General features: G+C 60.6%; 18 protein-coding genes. 8 read left to right on the top strand and 10 right to left on the bottom strand.

The window, feature by feature from the left end:
* Positions 1–4: 4 nt before the first annotated feature.
* Both proC and ACOYXH_RS23575 read right to left on the bottom strand, forming a co-directional pair.
* Entirely contained in the window at positions 5–823 is an 819-nt protein-coding gene (proC, locus tag ACOYXH_RS23580) for a pyrroline-5-carboxylate reductase (RefSeq protein WP_095125842.1), read from the bottom strand.
* Between the two features lie 23 nt (positions 824–846).
* Complete coding sequence (locus ACOYXH_RS23575) at positions 847–1,533, bottom strand: YggS family pyridoxal phosphate-dependent enzyme (RefSeq protein WP_095125843.1); 687 nt, start codon at positions 1,531–1,533, stop codon at positions 847–849.
* A 56-nt stretch (positions 1,534–1,589) separates the two neighbouring features.
* Here ACOYXH_RS23575 and ACOYXH_RS23570 point away from each other — a divergent pair, with 56 nt between their 5' ends.
* Positions 1,590–2,624 carry a type IV pilus twitching motility protein PilT gene (locus ACOYXH_RS23570; protein WP_095049465.1) on the top strand — a complete coding sequence of 345 codons (1,035 nt, stop codon included), beginning with the start codon at positions 1,590–1,592 and terminating at the stop codon, positions 2,622–2,624.
* A 125-nt stretch (positions 2,625–2,749) separates the two neighbouring features.
* Here the strand turns inward: ACOYXH_RS23570 and ACOYXH_RS23565 are convergent, their stop codons facing one another.
* Positions 2,750–3,367: a C40 family peptidase gene (locus ACOYXH_RS23565; protein ID WP_095049466.1), complete on the bottom strand. Its 618-nt coding sequence runs from the start codon at positions 3,365–3,367 to the stop codon at positions 2,750–2,752.
* A 248-nt stretch (positions 3,368–3,615) separates the two neighbouring features.
* Between ACOYXH_RS23565 and ACOYXH_RS23560 the strand changes: the two genes are divergently transcribed.
* On the top strand, positions 3,616–4,047 hold the full coding sequence (locus ACOYXH_RS23560) for an NINE protein (RefSeq protein WP_007913651.1): 432 nt from the start codon (positions 3,616–3,618) through the stop codon (positions 4,045–4,047).
* A 102-nt stretch (positions 4,048–4,149) separates the two neighbouring features.
* On the opposite strand, the gene ACOYXH_RS23555 is transcribed toward ACOYXH_RS23560, so the two are convergent.
* The 7 genes from ACOYXH_RS23555 to gshB form a co-directional block, all read right to left on the bottom strand.
* Positions 4,150–5,421 carry a dihydroorotase gene (locus ACOYXH_RS23555; RefSeq protein WP_116028402.1) on the bottom strand — a complete coding sequence of 424 codons (1,272 nt, stop codon included), beginning with the start codon at positions 5,419–5,421 and terminating at the stop codon, positions 4,150–4,152.
* Positions 5,418–6,422 carry an aspartate carbamoyltransferase catalytic subunit gene (locus tag ACOYXH_RS23550; protein WP_007913665.1) on the bottom strand — a complete coding sequence of 335 codons (1,005 nt, stop codon included), beginning with the start codon at positions 6,420–6,422 and terminating at the stop codon, positions 5,418–5,420. The genes ACOYXH_RS23555 and ACOYXH_RS23550 overlap by 4 nt, the downstream gene beginning before the upstream one ends.
* A 27-nt stretch (positions 6,423–6,449) precedes the next feature.
* Positions 6,450–6,956 (bottom strand): bifunctional pyr operon transcriptional regulator/uracil phosphoribosyltransferase PyrR, encoded by a 507-nt coding sequence (gene pyrR / locus ACOYXH_RS23545; RefSeq protein ID WP_034153653.1) that lies wholly within the window; start codon positions 6,954–6,956, stop codon positions 6,450–6,452.
* A gap of 80 nt (positions 6,957–7,036) precedes the next feature.
* Positions 7,037–7,474: a Holliday junction resolvase RuvX gene (gene ruvX / locus ACOYXH_RS23540; RefSeq protein WP_064589634.1), complete on the bottom strand. Its 438-nt coding sequence runs from the start codon at positions 7,472–7,474 to the stop codon at positions 7,037–7,039.
* Positions 7,474–8,046, bottom strand: a complete 573-nt coding sequence (locus tag ACOYXH_RS23535) for a YqgE/AlgH family protein (RefSeq protein ID WP_095049468.1) — start codon at positions 8,044–8,046, stop codon at positions 7,474–7,476. The genes ruvX and ACOYXH_RS23535 overlap by 1 nt, the downstream gene beginning before the upstream one ends.
* A 171-nt stretch (positions 8,047–8,217) precedes the next feature.
* Positions 8,218–9,117 (bottom strand): energy transducer TonB, encoded by a 900-nt coding sequence (locus ACOYXH_RS23530; protein ID WP_093429840.1) that lies wholly within the window; start codon positions 9,115–9,117, stop codon positions 8,218–8,220.
* A gap of 107 nt (positions 9,118–9,224) precedes the next feature.
* Positions 9,225–10,196 (bottom strand): glutathione synthase, encoded by a 972-nt coding sequence (gene gshB / locus ACOYXH_RS23525; RefSeq protein ID WP_007913671.1) that lies wholly within the window; start codon positions 10,194–10,196, stop codon positions 9,225–9,227.
* Between the two features lie 225 nt (positions 10,197–10,421).
* Between gshB and pilG the strand changes: the two genes are divergently transcribed.
* The 6 genes from pilG to ACOYXH_RS23495 all read left to right on the top strand — a co-directional run bounded on the left by pilG (position 10,422) and on the right by ACOYXH_RS23495 (position 20,376).
* Complete coding sequence (pilG, locus tag ACOYXH_RS23520) at positions 10,422–10,826, top strand: twitching motility response regulator PilG (protein WP_007913673.1); 405 nt, start codon at positions 10,422–10,424, stop codon at positions 10,824–10,826.
* A 59-nt stretch (positions 10,827–10,885) separates the two neighbouring features.
* A complete protein-coding gene (gene pilH / locus ACOYXH_RS23515) occupies positions 10,886–11,251 on the top strand; it encodes a twitching motility response regulator PilH (RefSeq protein ID WP_095125845.1) in 366 nt (121 codons plus the stop codon).
* Positions 11,252–11,261: 10 nt separating this feature from the next.
* The gene (locus ACOYXH_RS23510) at positions 11,262–11,801 is read left to right on the top strand and encodes a chemotaxis protein CheW (protein WP_007913675.1); all 540 of its coding nucleotides are present in this window, start codon (positions 11,262–11,264) and stop codon (positions 11,799–11,801) included.
* Positions 11,802–11,955: 154 nt separating this feature from the next.
* On the top strand, positions 11,956–14,004 hold the full coding sequence (locus ACOYXH_RS23505) for a methyl-accepting chemotaxis protein (RefSeq protein WP_007913676.1): 2,049 nt from the start codon (positions 11,956–11,958) through the stop codon (positions 14,002–14,004).
* 11 nt (positions 14,005–14,015) lie between these two features.
* Positions 14,016–19,913, top strand: coding sequence for a hybrid sensor histidine kinase/response regulator (locus tag ACOYXH_RS23500; protein WP_460409973.1), 5,898 nt, complete (start codon positions 14,016–14,018; stop codon positions 19,911–19,913).
* The gene (locus ACOYXH_RS23495) at positions 19,906–20,376 is read left to right on the top strand and encodes a chemotaxis protein CheW (protein WP_095049473.1); all 471 of its coding nucleotides are present in this window, start codon (positions 19,906–19,908) and stop codon (positions 20,374–20,376) included. Before ACOYXH_RS23500 ends, ACOYXH_RS23495 begins: the two co-directional genes overlap by 8 nt.
* The last annotated feature ends 266 nt before the right edge of the window (positions 20,377–20,642 follow it).

The raw sequence follows: 20,642 nt of genomic DNA, 5'->3' as shown, positions 1-20,642 counted from the left end.
CTCCTTATTTGCCCAGTTGTTCGGCCATTTCGGCCGAGCGGTGCGCGGCGGCGCCGAGTGCGGTTTCGACCAGTGCTTCAAAGCCATTGGCCTGGAATGATTTGATTGCAGCTTCCGTGGTGCCGTTTGGCGAAGTCACGCGGCGGCGCAGTTCGGCGGCGTCAACGTCGCTGGAGACGGCCATATGCGCGGCGCCCAGTGCGGTCTGCAGGGTCAGTTGTTCTGCGATGTCTTTCGGCAGGCCGAGTTTGACGCCGGCGGCGGTCATGGCTTCGATCAGCAGGAAGAAATAGGCAGGGCCGGAACCTGACACAGCGGTCACGGCGTCCAGTTGCTGTTCTTCCTTCAGCCACAAGGCGATGCCGACGGCGGACAGCAGCTCTTCGGCTTGCTGGCGTTGCTCGGCGGTCACTTCGCTGGTGGCGTACAAGCCGCTGACGCCCTGACGCAGCAGCGCCGGGGTGTTGGGCATGCAGCGCACGATCGGCTGCTCGCCGAGCCACGCAGTCATGCTGGCGCAGGTGATACCGGCAGCAATCGAAACCACCAATTGATTGGGTTTCAGGCTTGGGCGAATCGCTTCGCACACGGTTTTCATTGCCTGCGGCTTGACCGCCAGCACGATCACATCGACGCCGTCGATGGCCTGAGCGTTATCGGCGAAGGTTTCGATGCCGTGTTCGGCACTGACCTTGGCGCGGGTTTCTTCACCCGGGTCGCTGGCACGGATCTGCCCGGCTTCCAGCCCCTTGGCGCGCAGGCCGCCAATCAGACTGGCCGCCATGTTGCCCGCACCGATAAACGCAATACGTGTGTTGCTCATGTGTGGTCCTTATCTGGAAACGTTCAAGATTGGGAATAGTCGCGGGCGCCAAACAGGGCCGTACCGATACGAACCCAGGTGGCGCCTTGGGCGATGGCCGACTCAAGGTCGTGGCTCATGCCCATGGAAAGTGTGTCGAGCGGCAGATCAAGGCTCGCCTGCAATTTCTGCACGGCGGCGAAGGCCGCGTCTTGCTCGGCGCGGTCGTCGGTCGGCTCGGGAATCGCCATCAGGCCGCGCAGTTTCAGGCGCGGCAGTGCGCTGATCGCGGCGGCCAATGCCGGAAGGTCAGCCGGAGTGCAGCCGGATTTACTGGCTTCGCCGCTGACATTGACCTGAACGCAGATGTTCAGCGGCGGCAGTTCAGCCGGGCGCTGTTCGGACAAGCGTTGAGCGATTTTCAGGCGATCCACGGAATGCACCCAGTCGAAATGCTCGGCGATGGCGCGAGTCTTGTTCGATTGAATGGGGCCGATGAAGTGCCAGATCAAGGGCAGGTCAGCCAGTTCGAGCTGTTTGCCCAAGGCTTCCTGCAGGTAGTTCTCGCCAAAGTCACGCAGGCCGGCGGCATATGCTTCGCGCAGGGCCTGGGCGGGTTTGGTCTTGCTGACCGCGAGCAACTGGACGCTGTTTTCAGCGCGGTTTGCAGCTGTTACCGCTGCCTGGATGCGCGAACTAACCAGTTGGATGTTGTCTGCTATCGTGGACATCAAGAGGCGCCAGCGGTCGGAAGGTTCGCGGCATTCTACTGGAATTGAGGAGCGCTATGGATATCACTGAACTGCTGGCCTTCAGCGCCAAACAAGGCGCTTCCGACCTGCACCTGTCGGCCGGTCTGCCGCCGATGATCCGTGTCGATGGCGATGTGCGGCGGATCAATCTGCCGGCGCTGGATCACAAGCAAGTGCACGAACTGATCTACGACATCATGAACGACACCCAGCGGGTCGACTTCGAGAAACATCTGGAAACCGACTTTTCCTTCGAAGTGCCGGGTGTGGCGCGTTTCCGCGTCAACGCTTTCAACCAGAACCGTGGCGCAGGCGCCGTATTCCGTACCATTCCGTCGAAAGTGCTGAGCATGGAAGACCTCGCCATGGGCGACGTCTTCCGCAAGATTACCGATGCGCCGCGCGGTCTGGTGCTGGTCACCGGGCCGACCGGTTCCGGCAAATCAACCACGCTGGCGGCGATGATCGATTACCTCAATACCCACCGGCATCACCACATCCTGACTATCGAAGATCCGATCGAGTTTGTTCACGAATCGCGCAAATGCCTGATCAATCAGCGTGAAGTCCACCGTGATACCCGCAGTTTCGCCACTGCGTTGCGCTCGGCACTGCGTGAAGACCCGGACGTGATTCTGGTCGGCGAGATGCGTGACCTGGAAACCATTCGCCTGGCGCTGACCGCTGCCGAAACCGGGCACTTGGTATTCGGCACGCTGCACACCACCTCGGCGGCGAAAACCATCGACCGCGTGGTCGACGTGTTCCCCGGTGACGAGAAGTCGATGGTGCGTTCGATGCTGTCCGAGTCGTTGCTGGCGGTGGTCTCGCAGACGTTGATCAAGAAGATCGGCGGCGGGCGGGTGGCGGCGCACGAGATCATGCTGGGCACGTCGGCGATCCGTAACCTGATCCGTGAGGACAAGGTGGCGCAGATGTATTCGGCGATTCAGACGGGTGGGTCGTTGGGCATGCAGACACTGGACATGTGCCTGAAGGATCTGCTGACCAAGGGCTTGATCAGCCGCGAGCATGCGCGGGAGAAGGCGCGGACGCCGGATAATTTCTGAGGGAGTGATCGTTCCCACGCTCTGCGTGGGAATGCAGCCCGGGACGCTCTGCGTCCCTGCCGAAGCGGACGCGGAGCGTCCATTGAGGCATTCCCATGCGGAGCATGGGAACGATCGGTATGGTGTTAGCGCTGAACCACGCGCATCTGGTTTTGCTCTTTCGGCAACACACGCTTGGCAACCACGTAATGCTGCTGCCAGTACGGCTTGTTCAGCGTATCGATGCTCACCGCTTTGCCACGACGTGGCGCGTGGATAAAGCGGTCGTTGCCCAAGTAGATGGCTACATGGTTGACCCGACGGCTCTTGATGTTGAAGAAAATCAGGTCGCCCGGCTTCAGATCCTTGCGCTCGACTTTCTCGCCGTGACCGCTGGCCATGGCGTTGGAGGTGCGTGGCAGGTCGAACGTAGCGTCGTTGAACGCGTATTTCACCAGACCGCTGCAATCAAAACCTTTACTTGGGCTGCTGCCGCCCCAACGATAAGGGGTACCGAGGACGTTCACCGCACGGCTCAGCACATTGCTGCTTTCCTTGCTCGCCATCGGTGGCACCAGCTTGCTGTGGCTCTTGCTGCTCAGCGTGGTGGTTTTGCTTTTGCTGCTTTTGCTCGATGGAGCCGAAGCATGGGATTTAGGGGTAAAGCCGTTAACGTTGGGAAGACGTTGCTCACGATTGGTGGCGTGGGCGGCCAGTGGCATTAATAGGCAGATGGTTAGCCATGTCTTGAAAAATGGTCGCATTAGGCGTGGCTCTTTAGTGATAGCGCGCAACTTTATAACAGAGTTTTTTTTCATTCCGAGTCCGTTGGTCGATTCAGTTGGAGGCCAACGGAACCAAATAAGCGGCAAATGGACGCAATTGTCGGACAGAAGTCAGGTGCTATAAGGCTTTGACGGTAGCAACCGTAACATTTGCCGTACGTCGGCTACCTGTAAAAAAGTCACAAAGAATTCAAGAATATTTATCTATCGTGTGAATCGAGGTCTTCATGAACCCCTATCAACAATTTGTTCAGCAGCAAGATACGCACAGCAAAATCATCGGTTATCTGCTGTGGATTTTCGGTTTTACCGGTGCTCACCGCTTCTATTACGGCAAGCCGGTGACCGGGACGATCTGGTTTTTCACCTTCGGTTTGCTGGGTATTGGCTGGCTGATCGATCTGTTCTTGATCCCGGCAATGGATCGCGAGGCGGATCTGCGTTTTACCGCAGGGCCGATCGAGTACAACGTGGCGTGGATTCTGCTGACGTTCCTTGGCGCGCTGGGCGTGCACCGGATGTATCAGGGCAAGTGGATCAGTGGACTGATCTATCTGCTGACAGGCGGGTTGTTCTTTCTGGGGGTGCTGTATGACTTCTGGACGCTGAATGATCAGGTATCCGTACGCAACGCCGAAGGCAGAGGCGCCTTCCAGTAAGCCATCGCTGGCAAGCCAGCTCCCACAGGTTTTTGCGCTAACCCAAAGATAGCGCAAAAACCTGTGGGAGCTGGCTTGCCAGCGATTGGGGGCAACCCGGTATCAAGCCTGGTGGCTGATCCGCCCATCCACCAAGGTGTAACGAACCACACCCGGCAAAGTGTGCCCAATGAACGGGCAGTTCTCACCCTTCGACAACCAGTTCTCACCGGCCACCGTCGAAGCCTGCGGATCGAACAACACGATATCCGCCGCACCACCTACCGCCAGTTTGCCGGCCGGCAGACGCAACGCTTCAGCCGGGCCTGCACTCAGACGCGCCAGCAAGGTCGGCAGATCCAGCAACCCATCCTCAACCAGCGTCATCGCCAGCGGCAGCAACAGTTCAACACTGCTGATGCCCGGCTCGGTCGCGCCGAACGGCGCCAGTTTGGCGTCGCGTTCGTGCGGCTGGTGATGGCTGGAAATCGCCGAGACCACACCGGACTTCACCGCTGCACGCAGGCCATCACGGTCAGCACGCGTACGCAGCGGCGGTTGCACGTGGTACAGGCTGCTGAAGTCGATCAGCGCTTCATCAGTCAGAATCAACTGATACAGCGCGACATCCGCCGTCACCTTCAAACCACGGGCCTGAGCCTGAGCAATCAGGGCAACACCGCGAGCACTGGTCAACTGACTGAAATGCGCACGTACGCCGGTCTGCTCAACCAGCAGCAGGTCACGGGCAAGGGCCACGGTTTCAGCGGTTTCTGGAATCCCCGGTAAGCCGAGGAAACTGGCGACAGCGCCTTCGTGAGCCAAGCCACCTTCAGCCAAGTCGTGATCCTGCGAATTGAAGATCACCGTCAGGTCGAAGGTCGCCGCGTATTCCAGTGCCCGGCACAGAGTGCGGGTGTTGCGGAAGCTCTCCAGACCGTTGCCGAACGCCACGCAACCAGCGTCGCGCAGCGCCACCAGTTCGGCCAGTTGCTCGCCGTCCAGACCTTTGCTCAGCGCGCCGATCGGGAACACCTTGGTGTTGCCGGCCTCGCGAGCGCGATCGAGGATCAGTTCGGCCACGGCCGAGGTGTCGAGCACCGGCTTGGTTTTCGGCGGGCAGCACAGGCTGGTCACGCCGCCGGCCGCCGCAGCGCGGGTTTCGCTGATGATCGAGCCTTTGCGGCTGTAACCCGGCTCGCGCAGGGCCACGTTCAGATCGACCAGGCCCGGAGCGGCAACGAGGCCTTGGGCATCAATGGTTTCTACTGCCGTGAAACCCGCTGGAGCGGCGCCGAGGGCGACGATCTTGCAGGCTTCAACGTGAATGTCGGTGATTTGATCCAGGCCGCTGCTTGGATCGATGACGCGTGCGCCGAGAATGCTGAGCTTCACTGGGCGTTCTCCTGCTCGAATTGACGCTGCGCGGTTTGCCCGCTCATGGCCATGGACAACACAGCCATACGAATTGCGATGCCGTAGGTCACCTGATTGAGGATCACCGAGTGCGGGCCGTCGGCCACTGCGGACTCGATTTCCACCCCCCGGTTGATCGGCCCCGGGTGCATGACGATGCAATCGGGTTTGGCCCCGGCCAGACGCGCGGTGGTCAGGCCGAACAGTCGGTAGAACTCACCTTCGCTCGGCAACAGGCCGCCGGTCATGCGTTCACGCTGCAGGCGCAACATGATCACCACGTCGACGTCTTTCAGGCCTTCGGTCATGTCGGTGTAGACCTTCACGCCGTATTGCTCGATGCCGATCGGCAGCAGGGTCTTCGGCGCAATCACGCGGATGTCCGGGCAGCCGAGGGTCTTCAGCGCGAGCATGTTCGAGCGCGCAACCCGCGAGTGCAGGATGTCGCCAACGATGGCCACCGAGAGGTTTTCGAAACCGCCCTTGTGCCGACGGATGGTGAGCATGTCGAGCATGCCCTGCGTCGGGTGGGCGTGACGGCCGTCGCCGCCGTTGATGATTGCCACTTGCGGGCATACATGTTCGGCGATGAAGTGCGCGGCGCCGGAATCACCGTGGCGTACGACGAACATGTCGGCGGCCATGGCTTCGAGGTTGCGCAGGGTGTCGAGTAGGGTTTCACCTTTACTCGCCGACGAGGTCGACACGTTCAGGGTAATTACGTCTGCCGACAGCCGCTGGGCCGCCAGTTCGAAGGTGGTGCGGGTGCGCGTGGAGTTTTCGAAGAACACGTTGCACACGGTTTTGCCGCGCAGCAACGGGACTTTCTTCACCGCCCGGGCACCGACTTCGAGGAACGAGTCGGCAGTGTCGAGGATTTCCGTCAGCAACTCGCGGCGCAGGCCGTCGAGCGAGAGGAAGTGGCGCAGCTGGCCCTGATCATTGAGCTGCAGCGGGCGCTTGGTATCTAGAGGCGTCATCGCGAAGGGGACTCTCAATAGGGCGGATTAAAGGTTGAAGTCTTGCAGTTCGAGCGTCAGCGGCTCGGGGCCGGACAGCTTCACCCGTTCATGTGCGGCCAGCGACAGCGTCGCGCCAACCACGTTCGGGCGGATCGGCAGCTCGCCGGCGTCGAGGTCCAGCAGGCAGACCAGGGTCACGCTGGCCGGGCGGCCGTAGTCGAACAATTCGTTCATGGCGGCGCGGATGGTGCGGCCGCTCATCAATACGTCGTCGATCAGCACCAGATGCTGGCCTTCGATCTCGAAGGGCAGGGCGGACGGGCGCACTTGCGGGTGCAGGCCGTTCTGGCTGAAGTCGTCGCGGTAAAAGGACACATCCAGCGTGCCCAGTGGCGCATCGCTGCCCAATTCCTTAAGCAAGGCCTGCGCGACCCAGATGCCGCCGGTGCGAATGCCGATGTAACGCGGTTCAGTGATTTCACGCTGGGCAAGGTGCGCCTTGAGGCGGGTCGCCATCTGGCTGATCAGATCGGCGGGATTTGGCAGGCTCATGGTTGCTCCTTGTTGGGGGCGAGTCGGATCCTTGGACACGACTCGGTTTTTCACTCAAAAGAAAAGCGCCGAAGCGCTTGTCAGGATTCAAACAATGCAGTGTTTTCATCGAGCCAGCCCTGCAACAGCAGAGCGGCGGCGATGGCGTCCACCGGGTTGTCGCGGTAACTGCCTTTCTGACCGCCACGGGCCAGTCGCTCGCCTTTGGCTTCAAACGTGGTCAGGCGTTCGTCGTGGGTATAGAAGGGCAGATTGAAGCGGCCATTGAGGCGGCGGGCAAACTTTTCCGCGCGTACGCACATGTCGCTCGGGGTGCCGTCCATGTTCAGCGGCAGTCCGACAACAACGGCATCGGGTTTCCATTCTTTTATAAGGGCTTCGACCTGGTTCCAGTCCGGCACGCCGTTCTGTGCCTTCAAGGTGCACAGCTCACGAGCCTGGCCGGTAATCACCTGGCCGACCGCGACGCCGATCTGTTTGGTGCCGTAGTCGAAGCCGAGAATCAGGCGCAGGGCCATCAGGCGTGACCTGCCTGGCTGGTCAGCAGGCTGAGGTTGATCCCCAGGTGCCGGGCCGCCGCTTCCAGACGCAATTCGCTGCTGGTATTGAACAGGATGTCGGCGTCGTACGGGCAGTTCAGCCAGGCGTTGTCGGCGAGTTCCGCTTCCAGTTGCCCGGCTTCCCAACCGGCGTAACCGAGGGCAATCAGGCTTTTTGCTGGGCCGACGCCGTCAGCGATGGCGAACAGCACGTCCTGCGAGGTCGAGAGGGCCAGATCACCCTCCAATTGCGCGGTGGCCAGAAAGGTCTTGCCCGCCGGGTGCAGAACAAAACCGCGATCGGTCTGCACCGGGCCGCCAATGAAGATCGGCACATGCTGGCAGAGTGCTGGCGGGTCAATGTCCGGACGTAATTGCTCAAGGATGTCGGCCAGATTCAGCTCTTGCGGCCGGTTGACCACAATCCCCATAGCGCCATTGGCCGTGTGCTCGACGATGTAGGTCAAGGTGTGGGCAAAGTTCGGGTCGGCCATGTGTGGCATGGCGATCAGGAATTGATGCTTGAGGTAGCTGGGGCTGACGTTTTTCATGTGCGCTAGTGTGGCGTTCGGGGGGCAAACTGACAAGCTGGAGATGCTGACAGCAACACAGATCCATTGTAGGAGTGAGCCTGCTCGCGATAGCGGTGTGCCAGAATCGAAATTGTTGACTGATACACCGCTATCGCGAGCAGGCTCACTCCTACAAGGGGTTGCGGTGTGTCAGTTGCTTGAGAGCTTGTCGCCCCGGGCAAATTTCCAGGTACGAATGATTTCCAGGCGGTCGATGTCCGACAAGTCCCCGGTAAACGGCGCAAACGGTGCCGCCAGTCGGACAATGCGCTGCGCCGCCTGATCCAGCAGCGGCTGGCCGGAGGATTCCAGCACCAGCACTTCATACAGCGAACCGTCGCGGTTGATCGAGACCATCAGGCGCAAATTGCCGTAGATCTGCTTGCGCCGTGCTTCTTCGGGGTAATTGAGGTTGCCGATGCGCTCGACCTTCTTGCGCCAGTCATCCTTGTACCAGGCACCCTTGTCGCGCATGGTCGACGCCGCGCTCAAACGGTGGATGCGCGGGCGCTTGGCGTACAGCTGTTGTTCCTTGGCCAGTTCGGCTTCAAGACTGGCGATGTCGCTGGACAGCTGTGAGCTGTCGAACTCCGGCGCGTCGACTGTCGGTTTGACTTCGGTTTTGGCTTCTTCTTTCTTGGTCGGCGCTTTTTTAGGTTTCGGCGCGACGGTGGTCACCGCAGCTTTGGGTGCGGCTTCCTGTACTTGCGGTTTGGCGGCCGGTGGCGGGGTGACTTTTTTGACCTGATTGTCCTGGAACGGCGCCACCTCAGTGGTCTTCGGAATCGCCTTCTTGTCCAGCGTGCCGCTGCCTTCCTGATGCTGTTGAGCGAGAAAGTCAGCCTTCTCCGGCTTCTTTTCGCTCTTGAAGGTGGCGAGGGTGATTTCCAGGGTTTTGCTGATTTGCTTGGGCTCGACCATCGTGAAGCCGACGCCGAGCAGCAGCGCCAAATGGATCAGCGCCGCGAGAAACAGGGTAAAACCGAGGCGATCGGCCGGGCGCACGCCACGGTGGGCGAGTTCTGCGGGCAGATCGGACGGGAGGGTCATGACAAGAAAACCAACATCGCGTTTTTCAGAGGCTGCGCATGATAACGCAATGTTGGTTTCACGCCTTGGGCTTCACGCTTCAAGCGACAGACTGCATGTGACGTGCATCAAGCTTGTGGCTTTTTGCCGGCGGCTTGCAGCTTCTTGGCGATGGCGTCCATCAGCATGCCGCCGATATCAGTGCCAAACGCATTGTCGATTTCACGGATGCAGGTCGGGCTGGTGACGTTGATTTCTGTGAGGCTTTCGCCGATCACATCGAGGCCAACGAACAGCAGGCCTTTCTCACGCAACGTCGGGCCGACCTGCGCGGCGATCCAGCGATCCTTGTCGGTCAGCGGGCGCGCTTCACCACGGCCACCGGCAGCCAGGTTGCCACGGGTTTCGCCCTGCGCCGGAATCCGTGCCAGGCAGTAATCCACCGGCTCGCCGTCGATCATCAGGATGCGTTTGTCACCGTCCTTGATCGCCGGCAGGTAGGCCTGGCCCATGATCTGCTGGCCACCGAGGGCGGTCAGGGTTTCCAGAATCACCGACAGGTTCGGGTCACCGGCACGGTGACGGAAAATCGAAGTACCGCCCATGCCGTCCAGCGGCTTGAGGATCACGTCACCGTGTTTCGCGGCGAATTCACGCAACACGTCAGCGCGGCGGCTGACGATGGTTGGCGGCGTGCACTGCGGGAACAGCGTGGCGAACAGTTTTTCATTGCAGTCGCGCAGGCTCTGCGGTTTGTTCACCACCAGCACGCCAGCGGTTTCGGCCTGTTCGAGCAGGTAGGTGGAGTAGACGAACTCCATGTCGAACGGCGGATCCTTGCGCATCAGGATCACGTCCAGATCGCTCAGCAGGTTGTCCTGTTCGGCGTCCAGTTCGAACCATTTTTCCGGGTTGGCAAAGACTTTCAGCGGCTTCATGCGCGCCCGGGCCTGACCTTCGCCCTGATACAGGTCGCGCTGCTCCATATAGAACAGTTCCCAGCCACGCTTCTGCGCGGCCAGCAGCATGGCCAGCGAGCTATCCTTTTTATAGGAGATGCTGGCGATAGGGTCCATGACAATCCCGACGCGAACGCTCATTGGGTTTTCCTCGAAAATTGGCTACCGGATCGGTATTGAAAAAGTGCCGCCAGAGTGGCGCCGGGCGGGTTTTCGGTCAAGGAAAAACCCGTCGATAGATTGCATCTGGAGACTGTGCTAAAAAGGCTGGCGTAGCGTGCTGGCCCTTGAGCATCAAGGGTTTCGAGCCATTGATAACCGCAAAACGGACAAATTGATTCGCAAAGGCGACGGTAGAGCCCTCTTATGGAACAGCAGTCCAGCGCCTTGAAGGTCATGGTGATCGACGACTCGAAAACGATTCGTCGCACCGCCGAAACATTGTTGAAGAATGTCGGTTGCGAAGTGATCACGGCGATCGACGGTTTCGACGCTCTGGCGAAGATCGCCGACAACCATCCCGGGATCATTTTTGTCGACATCATGATGCCGCGTCTGGATGGTTATCAGACCTGCGCTTTAATCAAGAACAACAGCGCGTTCAAGGCCACACCGGTGATCATGCTGTCATCGCGTGACGGGCTGTTCGACAAGGCCAAGGGGCGGATTGTCGGTTCTGATCAATTTTTGACCAAGCCTTTCAGCAAGGAAGAACTGCTCAACGCGATTCAGGCCCATGTTCCGGGCTTCGCCGCCGTTTTGCCGCAGTAAGACACGTACAGAGATACGCGGCCAGCGGGCCGCGCGTCGACAAGAAAATGGGGAAAACCATGGCACGTATCCTGATCGTCGATGATTCGCCGACTGAAATGTACAAACTCACCGGCATGCTCGAAAAGCACGGCCATGAAGTGTTGAAGGCCGAAAACGGCGCCGACGGCGTGGCTCTGGCTCGGCAGGAAAAACCCGACGCGGTACTGATGGACATCGTCATGCCCGGCCTCAATGGTTTCCAGGCGACCCGTCAGCTGACCAAAGACCCGGAAACCGGACATATCCCGGTGATCATCATTACCACCAAGGATCAGGAAACCGACAAGGTCTGGGGCACCCGCCAGGGCGCCAAGGATTACCTGACCAAACCGGTCGACGAAGACACCCTGATCAAGACCCTGAACAACGTGCTCGAAGGCTGATCGCGCAACCATGAGCGAATCGCTGACCGCGTTCGAACTGCTCTGGCAGATTGACCAGCGCTGCCGCTTGCTGGCGGCGGACCTGCCGTCGCAACCGGCGCGCCAGGATCGCTGGAGCGGCATCGGCTTTCGCCTCGGCGAGCATTGGTATGTGGCGCCGATGGGCGAAGTCAGCGAAGTGCTGCATGAACCGCGATTTACCCAGTTACCCGGGGTCAAGCCGTGGGTCAAAGGCGTGGCTAACCTGCGCGGGCGGTTGCTGCCGATCATGGATCTGTGCGGTTTCTTCGGCCATGAACTGTCGCCGTTGCGTAAACAGCGGCGGGTATTGGTGGTCGAGCATGGCGATGTGTTTGCCGGGCTGATGGTCGATGAGGTGATTGGTCTGCAGCATTTCGAACAGGACAGCTTCGAACCGATCTCGATCAGCAAGCGCCAGGGCTCCAAGGCCGAGTTCGTCAAAGGCTATTTCCGCCGCGAACAGAACTGGCGGGTGTTCAGCCTGTTTGCGCTGGCCAAATCCCCGGTGTTCATGAGCGTTGCGATATAACAGATTCAACACCGTCCCCTGTGGGAGCGAGCCTGCTCGCGAAGAGGGCGTGTCAGGCAAGATAAATATTGGCTGACCCAGCGCTTTCGCGAGCAGGCTCGCTCCCACAGGGATTGCAGCAGGCCTCAAAGGTGTGGGTTAAGGGCGAGGACCGATGACAAAAGCAAAAACAGGCAAGCCGGCGGAAGGATCGCGCAGTCGCTCGCAGATCATCGTGCTGTTCATCGCACTGATCGTGTTCATCATGCTGCTGTTCGCCAACTTCGCGTACCTCAACACCCAAGCGAACTACGACAAACAGTACATCGGCCACGCCGGTGAGCTGCGCGTGCTCTCGCAACGCATTGCCAAGAACGCCACCGAAGCCGCCGCTGGCAAGGCTGCCGCGTTCAAGTTGCTCAGCGATGCGCGCAACGATTTCGCCCAGCGCTGGGGTTACCTGAAAAAGGGCGACCCGGCCACCGGCCTGCCTCCCGCCCCGGCCACCGTGCGCCCGGAAATGCGCGCCGTGCAGCTCGACTGGGAGCGCCTGCTGAAAAACACCGACGCGATTCTTTCCAGCGAGCAGACCGTGCTGTCGCTGCATCAGGTCGCCGCGACCCTGGCCGAAACCGTGCCGCAGTTGCAGATCGAATACGAAAAAGTCGTCGAAATCCTCCTCCAGCGCGGTGCCCCGGCCGCGCAAGTGGCGATGGCCCAGCGTCAATCGCTGCTCGCCGAACGTATCCTCGGCGCGGTCAACACCGTGCTCGCCGGCGACGAAAACTCCCAGCAAGCCGCCGATGCCTTCGGCCGCGACGCCACCCGTTTCGGCCAAGTGCTCAACGGCATGCTGCAAGGCAACCCGGCGTTGAAAATCAGCCAGGTCGAAGACCGCGACGCCCGTGCGCGTTTGAGCGAAATCTCCGAGCTGTTCCAATTCGTTTCCGGCTCGGTGGATGAAATCCTCGAAACATCGCCGGAGCTGTTCAAGGTTCGTGAATCGGCGAGCAATATCTTCAGCCTCTCGCAAACCCTGCTCGACGAAGCCTCGCACTTGGCCACTCGCTTCGAGAACCTTGCCGGTGGGCGCAACACTGACACCATCGGCGGTTACGTCCTCGGTTTGCTGGCGCTGGCCTCAATCATCCTCATCGGTCTGGTCATGGTTCGCGAAACAAATCGCCAGTTGCGCGAAACCGCCGAGAAGAACGAGCGCAACCAGAACGCGATCATGCGTCTGCTCGATGAAATCGAAGACCTCGCCGACGGCGACCTCACCGTGACCGCTTCGGTGACGGAAGACTTCACCGGCACCATCGCCGACTCGATCAACTATTCCGTCGATCAGTTGCGCGATCTGGTCGCCACCATCAACCTTACCGCCGGCCAGGTCGCCGCAGCGGTGCAGGAAACCCAGGCCACCGCCATGCATCTGGCCCAGGCTTCGGAGCATCAGGCCCAGCAGATTTCCGAAGCCTCGACCGCGATCAGCGACATGGCCGAATCCATCGATCAGGTCTCGGCCAACGCCGCCGAGTCTTCTGCGGTAGCGGAGCGTTCGGTGGAAATCGCCAACAAGGGCAACGAGGTGGTGCACAACACCATCCACGGCATGGACAACATTCGCGAACAGATTCAGGACACCGCCAAACGGATCAAGCGTCTCGGCGAGTCGTCGCAGGAAATCGGTGACATCGTCAGCCTGATCGACGACATCGCCGACCAGACCAACATCCTCGCCCTCAACGCGGCGATTCAGGCGTCGATGGCCGGTGATGCCGGGCGCGGTTTCGCCGTGGTCGCCGATGAAGTGCAGCGGCTGGCCGAACGCTCGTCCGCCGCCACACGGCAGATCGAAACCCTGGTGCGGGCGATTCAGACCGACACCAACGAAGCGGTCATCTCGATGGAACAAACCACTACCGAGGTGGTGCGTGGCGCGCGACTGGCGCAGGATGCCGGTGTGGCCCTGGAAGAAATCGAAGGCGTGTCGAAGACCCTCGCGGCGCTGATTCAAAGCATCTCCAACGCAGCGCAGCAGCAGACGACTTCGGCCGGGCAGATCTCGCTGACGATGAACGTGATCCAGCAGATCACCTCGCAGACCTCGTCCGGCTCCACGGCCACCGCCGAGAGCATCGGCAACCTGACGAAAATGGCCAGTCAGCTACGGCGTTCGGTGTCCGGTTTCACCTTGCCGGCGGCGACAGATAAAGCGTGAGTGGAGTGGTTATGGGTGATCGGCACGACTATGTGGCCCTCGAATGGGTCAAAGGCGAAATTGCCGAAACGCTGAAACAGGCGCATCAAGCAATTGAAGCCGTGCTCGACGACCCGCAAGCCTTTCCCGGGCTGGACGAGTGCCTGGATTACATCCATCAGGTCCACGGCAGTTTGCAGATGGTCGAGTTCTACGGCGCAGCCTTGCTCGCCGAAGAAATGGAACATCTGGTCGAAGCCTTGCAGCACGAGCGCGTCAGCCATCGCGACGAAGCCCTGCACCTGTTGCTGCAAGCCCTTGGGCAATTGCCGATTTACCTCGACCGCGTGCAGAGCGCCCGGAGAGATTTGCCGTTGGTGGTGCTGCCGCTGATCAACGATCTGCGCAGCGCCCGTGGCGAAAGCCTGCTCTCGGAAACCAGCCTGTTCAGCCCGCAATTGCCCGAACTGGCACCGCTAAACGCAGAAGCGTTGGCACTGCTGGAGCCGGCAGAACTGCCGAACGTACTGCGCAAATTACGCCAGATGCTGCAAATGGCTTTGGTCGGTTTGCTGCGTGAACAGGATGACCAGACCCACCTCGGTTATCTGGCCAAAGTCTTCACCCGCCTCGAAGCGCTGAGCGGTGATTCGCCGCTGAGCCCGCTGTGGCAAGTCGCCTCGGCGCTGGTCGAAGGCATGCGCGAGGGCGTGATCGCCAACAGCCCGGCGCTGCGCAGCCTGTTCAAGGACGCCGACAAAGAACTCAAACGCCTGCTCGATCAGGGCATGGCTGGCCTCAATCAGCCGGCGCCTGCCGAGCTGCTGAAAAGCCTGTTGTTCTATATTGCCAAAGCCGAACATCCCACCGGGCAGATGCTGACCATGAAAGATCGCTACTCCCTGGACGACGCGTTGCCCGACAGCGCGATGGTCGACGAAGAACGCGCGCGCCTGGCCGGCCCCGACCGCGATGCGATGCGCTCGGTGCTGTCGGCGTTGTGTGAAGAACTGGTGCGGGTCAAGGAGCGCCTCGACCTGTTCGTGCGTAGCGACCGTCAGCACACCTCGGATCTGGAAAGCCTGCTCGCACCGCTGCGACAGATTGCCGACACCCTCGCGGTGCTCGGTTTCGGCCAGCCGCGCAAAGTGATCATCGATCAATTAGCTGTCGTGCTCAGCCTCGCCCAGGGCCAGCGCGAACCGAATGACGCGATCCTCATGGACGTTGCCGGTGCGCTGCTTTACGTCGAAGCGACGCTGGCCGGGATGGTCGGCACCGTCGAGCCGGAAAGCCCGGAAGATTCGCGCCTGCCGACCACCGACCTGACGCAGATCCATCAGATCGTGATCAAGGAAGCGCGCATCTGCCTGCAACAGGCCAAGGACATGATCGTCGACTACATCGACGCCGATTGGGATCGCCAGCACCTGCAACCGTTGCCGGCGCTGCTGACTCAGGTGCGCGGTGCGCTGGCGATGATTCCGTTGAACCGCGCGGCAAGTCTGGTCGAGGCGTGCAACGGGTTTATCCGTGAGCATCTGTTGCTTGATCCGCACGAACCGGGTTGGGAAGAGCTGGATCATCTGGCCGATGTCATCAGCAGCCTCGAGTATTACCTCGAACGTCTGAGCGACGATCCGCAGGCATCGAGCGAGCAGTTGCTGGATGTCGCGCAGAAGTCCCTTGCGAGTCTGGGTTTCATTCCAAATGAGCCGCATGTGCCCGTGCTCGAAGACGTGCTCAGCCCCAGCGAAGCGCTGTTGATGCAGGACATGCAAGCGCTCGATGACCCGGAAACCGTGCAGTCGCTGGCCGATGTTCTGGCCAGCCCGGTTTCGGCGCTCAACCCGCCAGCGCTGATCACCCCCGGCAGCCTGATGCCGCCGCCGGCCGATGAAGAACCGGTCGACGATGAGCTGCGCGAGGTGTTCCTCGAAGAGACCGACGAGGTCCTCGAAGTTCTCCACGAATACCTGCCGCGCTGGTCGGCCAATCCGCAGGATCGTGATGCGCTGACCGAACTGCGCCGCGCCTTCCACACCTTGAAAGGCAGCGGGCGCATGGTCCGCGCGCTGATCCTCGGTGAACTGGCCTGGGCGGTGGAAAACCTGCTCAACCGTGTGCTCGAACAAAGTGTCGAACCGGGCTCAGTGGTGCAGCAAGTGCTGACCGACACCGTGCTGTTGCTGCCCGAGTTGATCAGCGAATTCGCCACTAGTAACCAGCGCCAGCGCGGCGATGTCGATCAGCTCGCGGCCCGTGCTCACGCCTTGGCCAAAGGTGACGAGCCATTGGCCGCCGAAGACGTGGACGATGTCGCGGCGCTCGATCCGCTGTTGCTGGAAATCTTCCGCAAAGAAGCCGAGACGCACCTTGCCAGCCTCAACCGTTTCCTCGACCAGGCCGCCGAGCATGTGCCGCTGCAGGCCAGCGACGAACTGCAGCGCGCTTTGCACACGCTCAAGGGCAGCGCCTCGATGGCCGGCGTATTGCCGATTGCCGAACTCGCTGCACCGCTCGATCAACTGGCCCGCGAGTTCAAGGCGCACCAGTTGCCGCTGGACCTCGACGAAGTGGAGTTGCTACTTGAAGCCGAGGGCCTGTTCCGTGTCGGCCTGCGTCAGCTCAAGCATGATCCGCTGGCGCCGATTGTCGGTGCGCAGTCGCTGATCAAGCGCTCGGAAACCCTGCTCGCCGAGCGTCTGGCCTCGATCCTCGATGCGCCCAATACCGGCCTGCGGATCAAGCGCGATCCGCAACTGATCAATAACTTCCTCGCTCAAGGCATGGACATCCTGCTGGATGCTGAGAGCCTGCTACAGCGCTGGCAGCAACACCCCGGCGAGCGTCAGGAACTCAGCGCCTTGCTGGATGAACTGACTACCCTTGGCGAAGGCGCGCATTTGGCGGATTTGCTGCCGGTGGATGTGTTGTGCGAAGCCTTGCTCGATCTCTACGGCGCCGTGGAAGAAAGCAGCCTGGCGGTCAGCGAGCAGTTTTTCCAGGAAGCGCAGAACGCCCACGAAGCGCTGATCAACATGCTCGACGAACTGGCCGCCGGGCAGGAAGTCACGCCGCAGCCAGAGCGGATTCGGGCGTTGCATGATCTGCTCGATCAGAGCCTCGATCCTTCTTCCATGGGCCTGATTCGCAGCGATGGCAGCCGCACCCTGAGCATCCGTGAACTGGGCAGCGCCACCGCTGAGTTGCAGCAAAAGGCAACGGCGCTTGAACACGATGACGAGATTGTCGGGATCTTCCTTGAAGAAGCGGTCGATATTCTCGACAGCTCAGGCCAGGCCTTGCAGCGCTGGTTGAGCGACCCGGACAATGCCGCGCCGCTGTCCTCGTTGCAGCGCGATTTGCACACCCTCAAGGGCGGCGCGCGGATGGCCGAAGTCGAGGCCATTGGCGATCTGGCTCAGGAGCTGGAAAGCTTTTACGAAGGCTTGGTGGATCGTCGCTACCACTACAGCGAAAGCTTGGGGCGCTTGTTGCTCAAGAGTCATGAGCGTTTGGCGCTGCTGCTTGAACAACTGCAACAGCATCAGCCACTGACCCCGGCACAGGATCTGATCGACATTATCCGTCAGGTCCGCCAAGGCCAGAATGTTGCCGAAACTCCGCCAGCAACAGCCGGGCACGACAGCGCTGGCCACGATCCCGAGTTGCTGGAAATCTTCCTCGAAGAAGGTTTCGACATCATCGAAAACTCCGGCGCCGCGCTGCTGCGCTGGCAGGCCGAGCCGGGCAATCGTCAGGAAGTGGAAACCCTGCTGCGCGATCTGCACACCCTCAAGGGTGGCGCGCGGATGGTCGAGATCGGCCCGATCGGCGACCTCGCGCATGAGCTGGAATACCTTTACGAAAGTCTTTCCAGCGGCGCTTTGCAGCCGTCGGCGGAGCTGTTTGCGCTGGTGCAGCGCGGGCATGATCGCTTGGCGCAAATGCTCGATGGCGTGCGCGCCGGGCAACCGTGTCCGCCGGCTGATCGGCTGATCAATGCGATCCAGAATTTCAGCCATCCGGTGACGGTAGAAACGCCGCCAGTGCTACCTGTGCCGGTCAAGACTGACGTTGCGCCGCCAGCTGCCGACGCTGGCGCGGACATGGTCAAAGTCTCCGCCGAACTGCTCGATGAGTTGGTCAATCTGGCCGGGGAAACCTCGATCTTCCGTGGCCGTATCGAACAGCAGGTCAACGACGCGCAGATCGCGCTGAACGAGATGGAAACCACCATCGAACGGATGCGCGATCAGTTGCGCCGCCTCGACACTGAAACTCAGGGGCGGATTCTCAGCCGCCAGCAAGTCGATGCCGAACGTCTCGGCTATGAAGAATTCGATCCGCTGGAAATGGACCGCCATTCGCAGTTGCAGCAACTGTCGCGGGCGCTGTTCGAATCCGCCTCTGACTTGCTCGACCTCAAGGAAACCCTCGACCGCCGTAATCACGACGCCGAGAACCTGTTGCAGCAACAGGGCCGCATCAACACCGAATTGCAGGAAGGCCTGATGCGTACGCGCATGGTGCCGTTCGAGCGCATGTTGCCGCGCCTGAAACGCATCGTCCGCCAGGTCGCTGAAGAGCTGAACAAAGACGTCGCGTTTGTCGTCGGCAACGCCGAAGGCGAGATGGATCGCAATGTGCTGGAGCGCATGGCTGCGCCGCTGGAACACATGCTGCGCAATGCCGTCGATCATGGTCTGGAGTCCGCCGAGGTGCGGCTGGCGGCGGGCAAACCGGCGCAGGGCACGATAAGCCTGGACCTGTCCCGCGAGGGCGGCGACATCGTTTTCGACATTCGCGATGACGGCGCCGGGGTGCCACTGGAAGCGGTGCGGCGCAAGGCGATCAAGCGCGGCATGCTCGCGCCGGATGCCGAGATCAGCGACCGCGACGTGTTGCAGTTCATCCTTCAGCCGGGGTTTTCCACAGCGGAAAAGATCACGCAGATTTCCGGACGTGGCGTCGGCATGGACGTGGTGCATGAAGAAGTGCGGCAACTCGGCGGCAGCATGAGCATCGACTCGGTGCCGGGGCAGGGCGTGCATTTCCGCATTCGGCTGCCGTTCACCGTGTCGGTCAACCGCGCGTTGATGGTGCAGTGTGGCGAGGATCAATACGCGATTCCGCTGAACACCATCGAAGGCATCGTCCGCGTGTTGCCGAATGATCTGGAAGCTCACTTCCGGGTTGATCCGCCGCGCTATCAGTACGGCGGCCAGACCTACGAACTGTGCTATCTCGGCGAACTGCTGAAAACCACGCCACGGCCGAAACTGCTCGGCCAGAATCTGCCATTGCCGGTGCTGCTGGTGCACTACAACGACCGGCGCATCGCGGTGCTGGTCGATACCATGGCCGGCACCCGCGAGATTGTGGTCAAGAGTCTTGGCGCGCAATTCGCGGCGGTGCAGGGCGTGTCCGGGGCGACGATTCTGGGCGATGGCCGGGTGGTGCTGATTCTCGATTTGCTCGCACCGATTCGGGCGATGCAAGCGCGGGTTGCGCAGACACCGACGGTGCCGGAGATCGACAGCGAACCGCAGAAACCGCTGCTGGTGATGGTGGTCGACGACTCGGTCACCGTACGCAAGGTCACCAGCCGTTTGCTCGAACGTCACGGCATGAACGTGCTCACGGCCAAGGACGGTGTCGACGCCATGCTGCTGCTCGAAGAACACATGCCCGACCTGATGCTGCTCGACATCGAAATGCCGCGCATGGACGGCTTCGAAGTCGCCACCCAAGTGCGCAACGACGAACGCCTGCAACACCTGCCGATCATCATGATCACCTCACGTACCGGGCAGAAACACCGCGACCGCGCCATGGCGATTGGCGTCAACGACTACCTCGGCAAGCCGTATCAAGAGTCGGTGCTGCTTGAAAGCATTGCCCACTGGAGCAAGAAACATGCATGAGCGCCGGCATAATCAGCGCAGCAGCCAACTCACTGGTCTGTTGTTGCCGTTGGCGGATCGCAATTTGATCCTGCCTAACGTCGCTGTCGCTGAGTTGATCGATTACCAGGCCAGTGCCTTCGATCTGGACACGCCGCCGTGGTACCTCGGCAAGGTTACGTGGCGTGAGCGGCAGATTCCGTTGCTGAGTTTTGAATCGGCGTGCGGGCAGAAAATCGTCATTGGCGAGCGGGCGCGAATCGTGATTTTGAATGCCCTCGGTGGGTTGCCGGAGTTGAAGTTCATTGCCCTGCTGGTGCAGGGGATTCCGCGGTCGTACAAGCTTGATAGTCAGTTGAGTTATGTCGATGTGCCGTTGTGTGGTCTGGAGCAGGCGGCGGTGCAGGTCGGGGAGCAGGTGGCGAAGGTGCCGGATTTGTTGGGGTTGGAGAAGTTGTTGGTGGATGCTGGGCTGGTTCACTGATCCAGAATGTTCATTGGCCTGACTGGCCTCATCGCGAGCAGGCTCACTCCTACAGTTGGAATGCATTCCCCTGTAGGAGTGAGCCTGCTCGCGATAGCGCCTGCGGCATCCACCAAAATCCGACAGACAAATCCTCAATCTCTGTGCGCAATAAACGCCTTCTAGTCGCGTTGTTTAAAGACACCCGGTGTTACGGCTCCCTAGCCTACAAATCCTTGCGCCGCTGCCTACGCATGCACCAGAATCCGCCGGCTTGTGCGCCTTTG

The sequence above is a fragment of the Pseudomonas sp. Mb7 genome (genome assembly GCF_054790525.1).
This window is presented reverse-complemented; position numbering and strand designations above follow the sequence as displayed.

Bases quoted from the DNA above. Each gene is read 5' to 3' on its own strand.
- pilG (WP_007913673.1), top strand. From the start codon at position 10,422: ATGGAACAGCAGTCCAGCGCCTTGAAGGTCATGGTGATCGACGACTCG.
- ACOYXH_RS23505 (WP_007913676.1), top strand. From the start codon at position 11,956: ATGACAAAAGCAAAAACAGGCAAGCCGGCGGAAGGATCGCGCAGTCGC.
- ruvX (WP_064589634.1), bottom strand. From the start codon at position 7,474: ATGGCCCTGCGCCTGATTCTCGGCTTCGACTACGGCACCAAACAGATC.
- gshB (WP_007913671.1), bottom strand. From the start codon at position 10,196: ATGAGCGTTCGCGTCGGGATTGTCATGGACCCTATCGCCAGCATCTCC.
- ACOYXH_RS23550 (WP_007913665.1), bottom strand. From the start codon at position 6,422: ATGACGCCTCTAGATACCAAGCGCCCGCTGCAGCTCAATGATCAGGGC.
- pilH (WP_095125845.1), top strand. From the start codon at position 10,886: ATGGCACGTATCCTGATCGTCGATGATTCGCCGACTGAAATGTACAAA.
- proC (WP_095125842.1), bottom strand. From the start codon at position 823: ATGAGCAACACACGTATTGCGTTTATCGGTGCGGGCAACATGGCGGCC.
- ACOYXH_RS23570 (WP_095049465.1), top strand. From the start codon at position 1,590: ATGGATATCACTGAACTGCTGGCCTTCAGCGCCAAACAAGGCGCTTCC.
- ACOYXH_RS23535 (WP_095049468.1), bottom strand. From the start codon at position 8,046: ATGAAAAACGTCAGCCCCAGCTACCTCAAGCATCAATTCCTGATCGCC.
- ACOYXH_RS23500 (WP_460409973.1), top strand. From the start codon at position 14,016: ATGGGTGATCGGCACGACTATGTGGCCCTCGAATGGGTCAAAGGCGAA.
- ACOYXH_RS23575 (WP_095125843.1), bottom strand. From the start codon at position 1,533: ATGTCCACGATAGCAGACAACATCCAACTGGTTAGTTCGCGCATCCAG.
- ACOYXH_RS23560 (WP_007913651.1), top strand. From the start codon at position 3,616: ATGAACCCCTATCAACAATTTGTTCAGCAGCAAGATACGCACAGCAAA.
- ACOYXH_RS23495 (WP_095049473.1), top strand. From the start codon at position 19,906: ATGCATGAGCGCCGGCATAATCAGCGCAGCAGCCAACTCACTGGTCTG.
- ACOYXH_RS23565 (WP_095049466.1), bottom strand. From the start codon at position 3,367: ATGCGACCATTTTTCAAGACATGGCTAACCATCTGCCTATTAATGCCA.
- ACOYXH_RS23510 (WP_007913675.1), top strand. From the start codon at position 11,262: ATGAGCGAATCGCTGACCGCGTTCGAACTGCTCTGGCAGATTGACCAG.
- pyrR (WP_034153653.1), bottom strand. From the start codon at position 6,956: ATGAGCCTGCCAAATCCCGCCGATCTGATCAGCCAGATGGCGACCCGC.
- ACOYXH_RS23530 (WP_093429840.1), bottom strand. From the start codon at position 9,117: ATGACCCTCCCGTCCGATCTGCCCGCAGAACTCGCCCACCGTGGCGTG.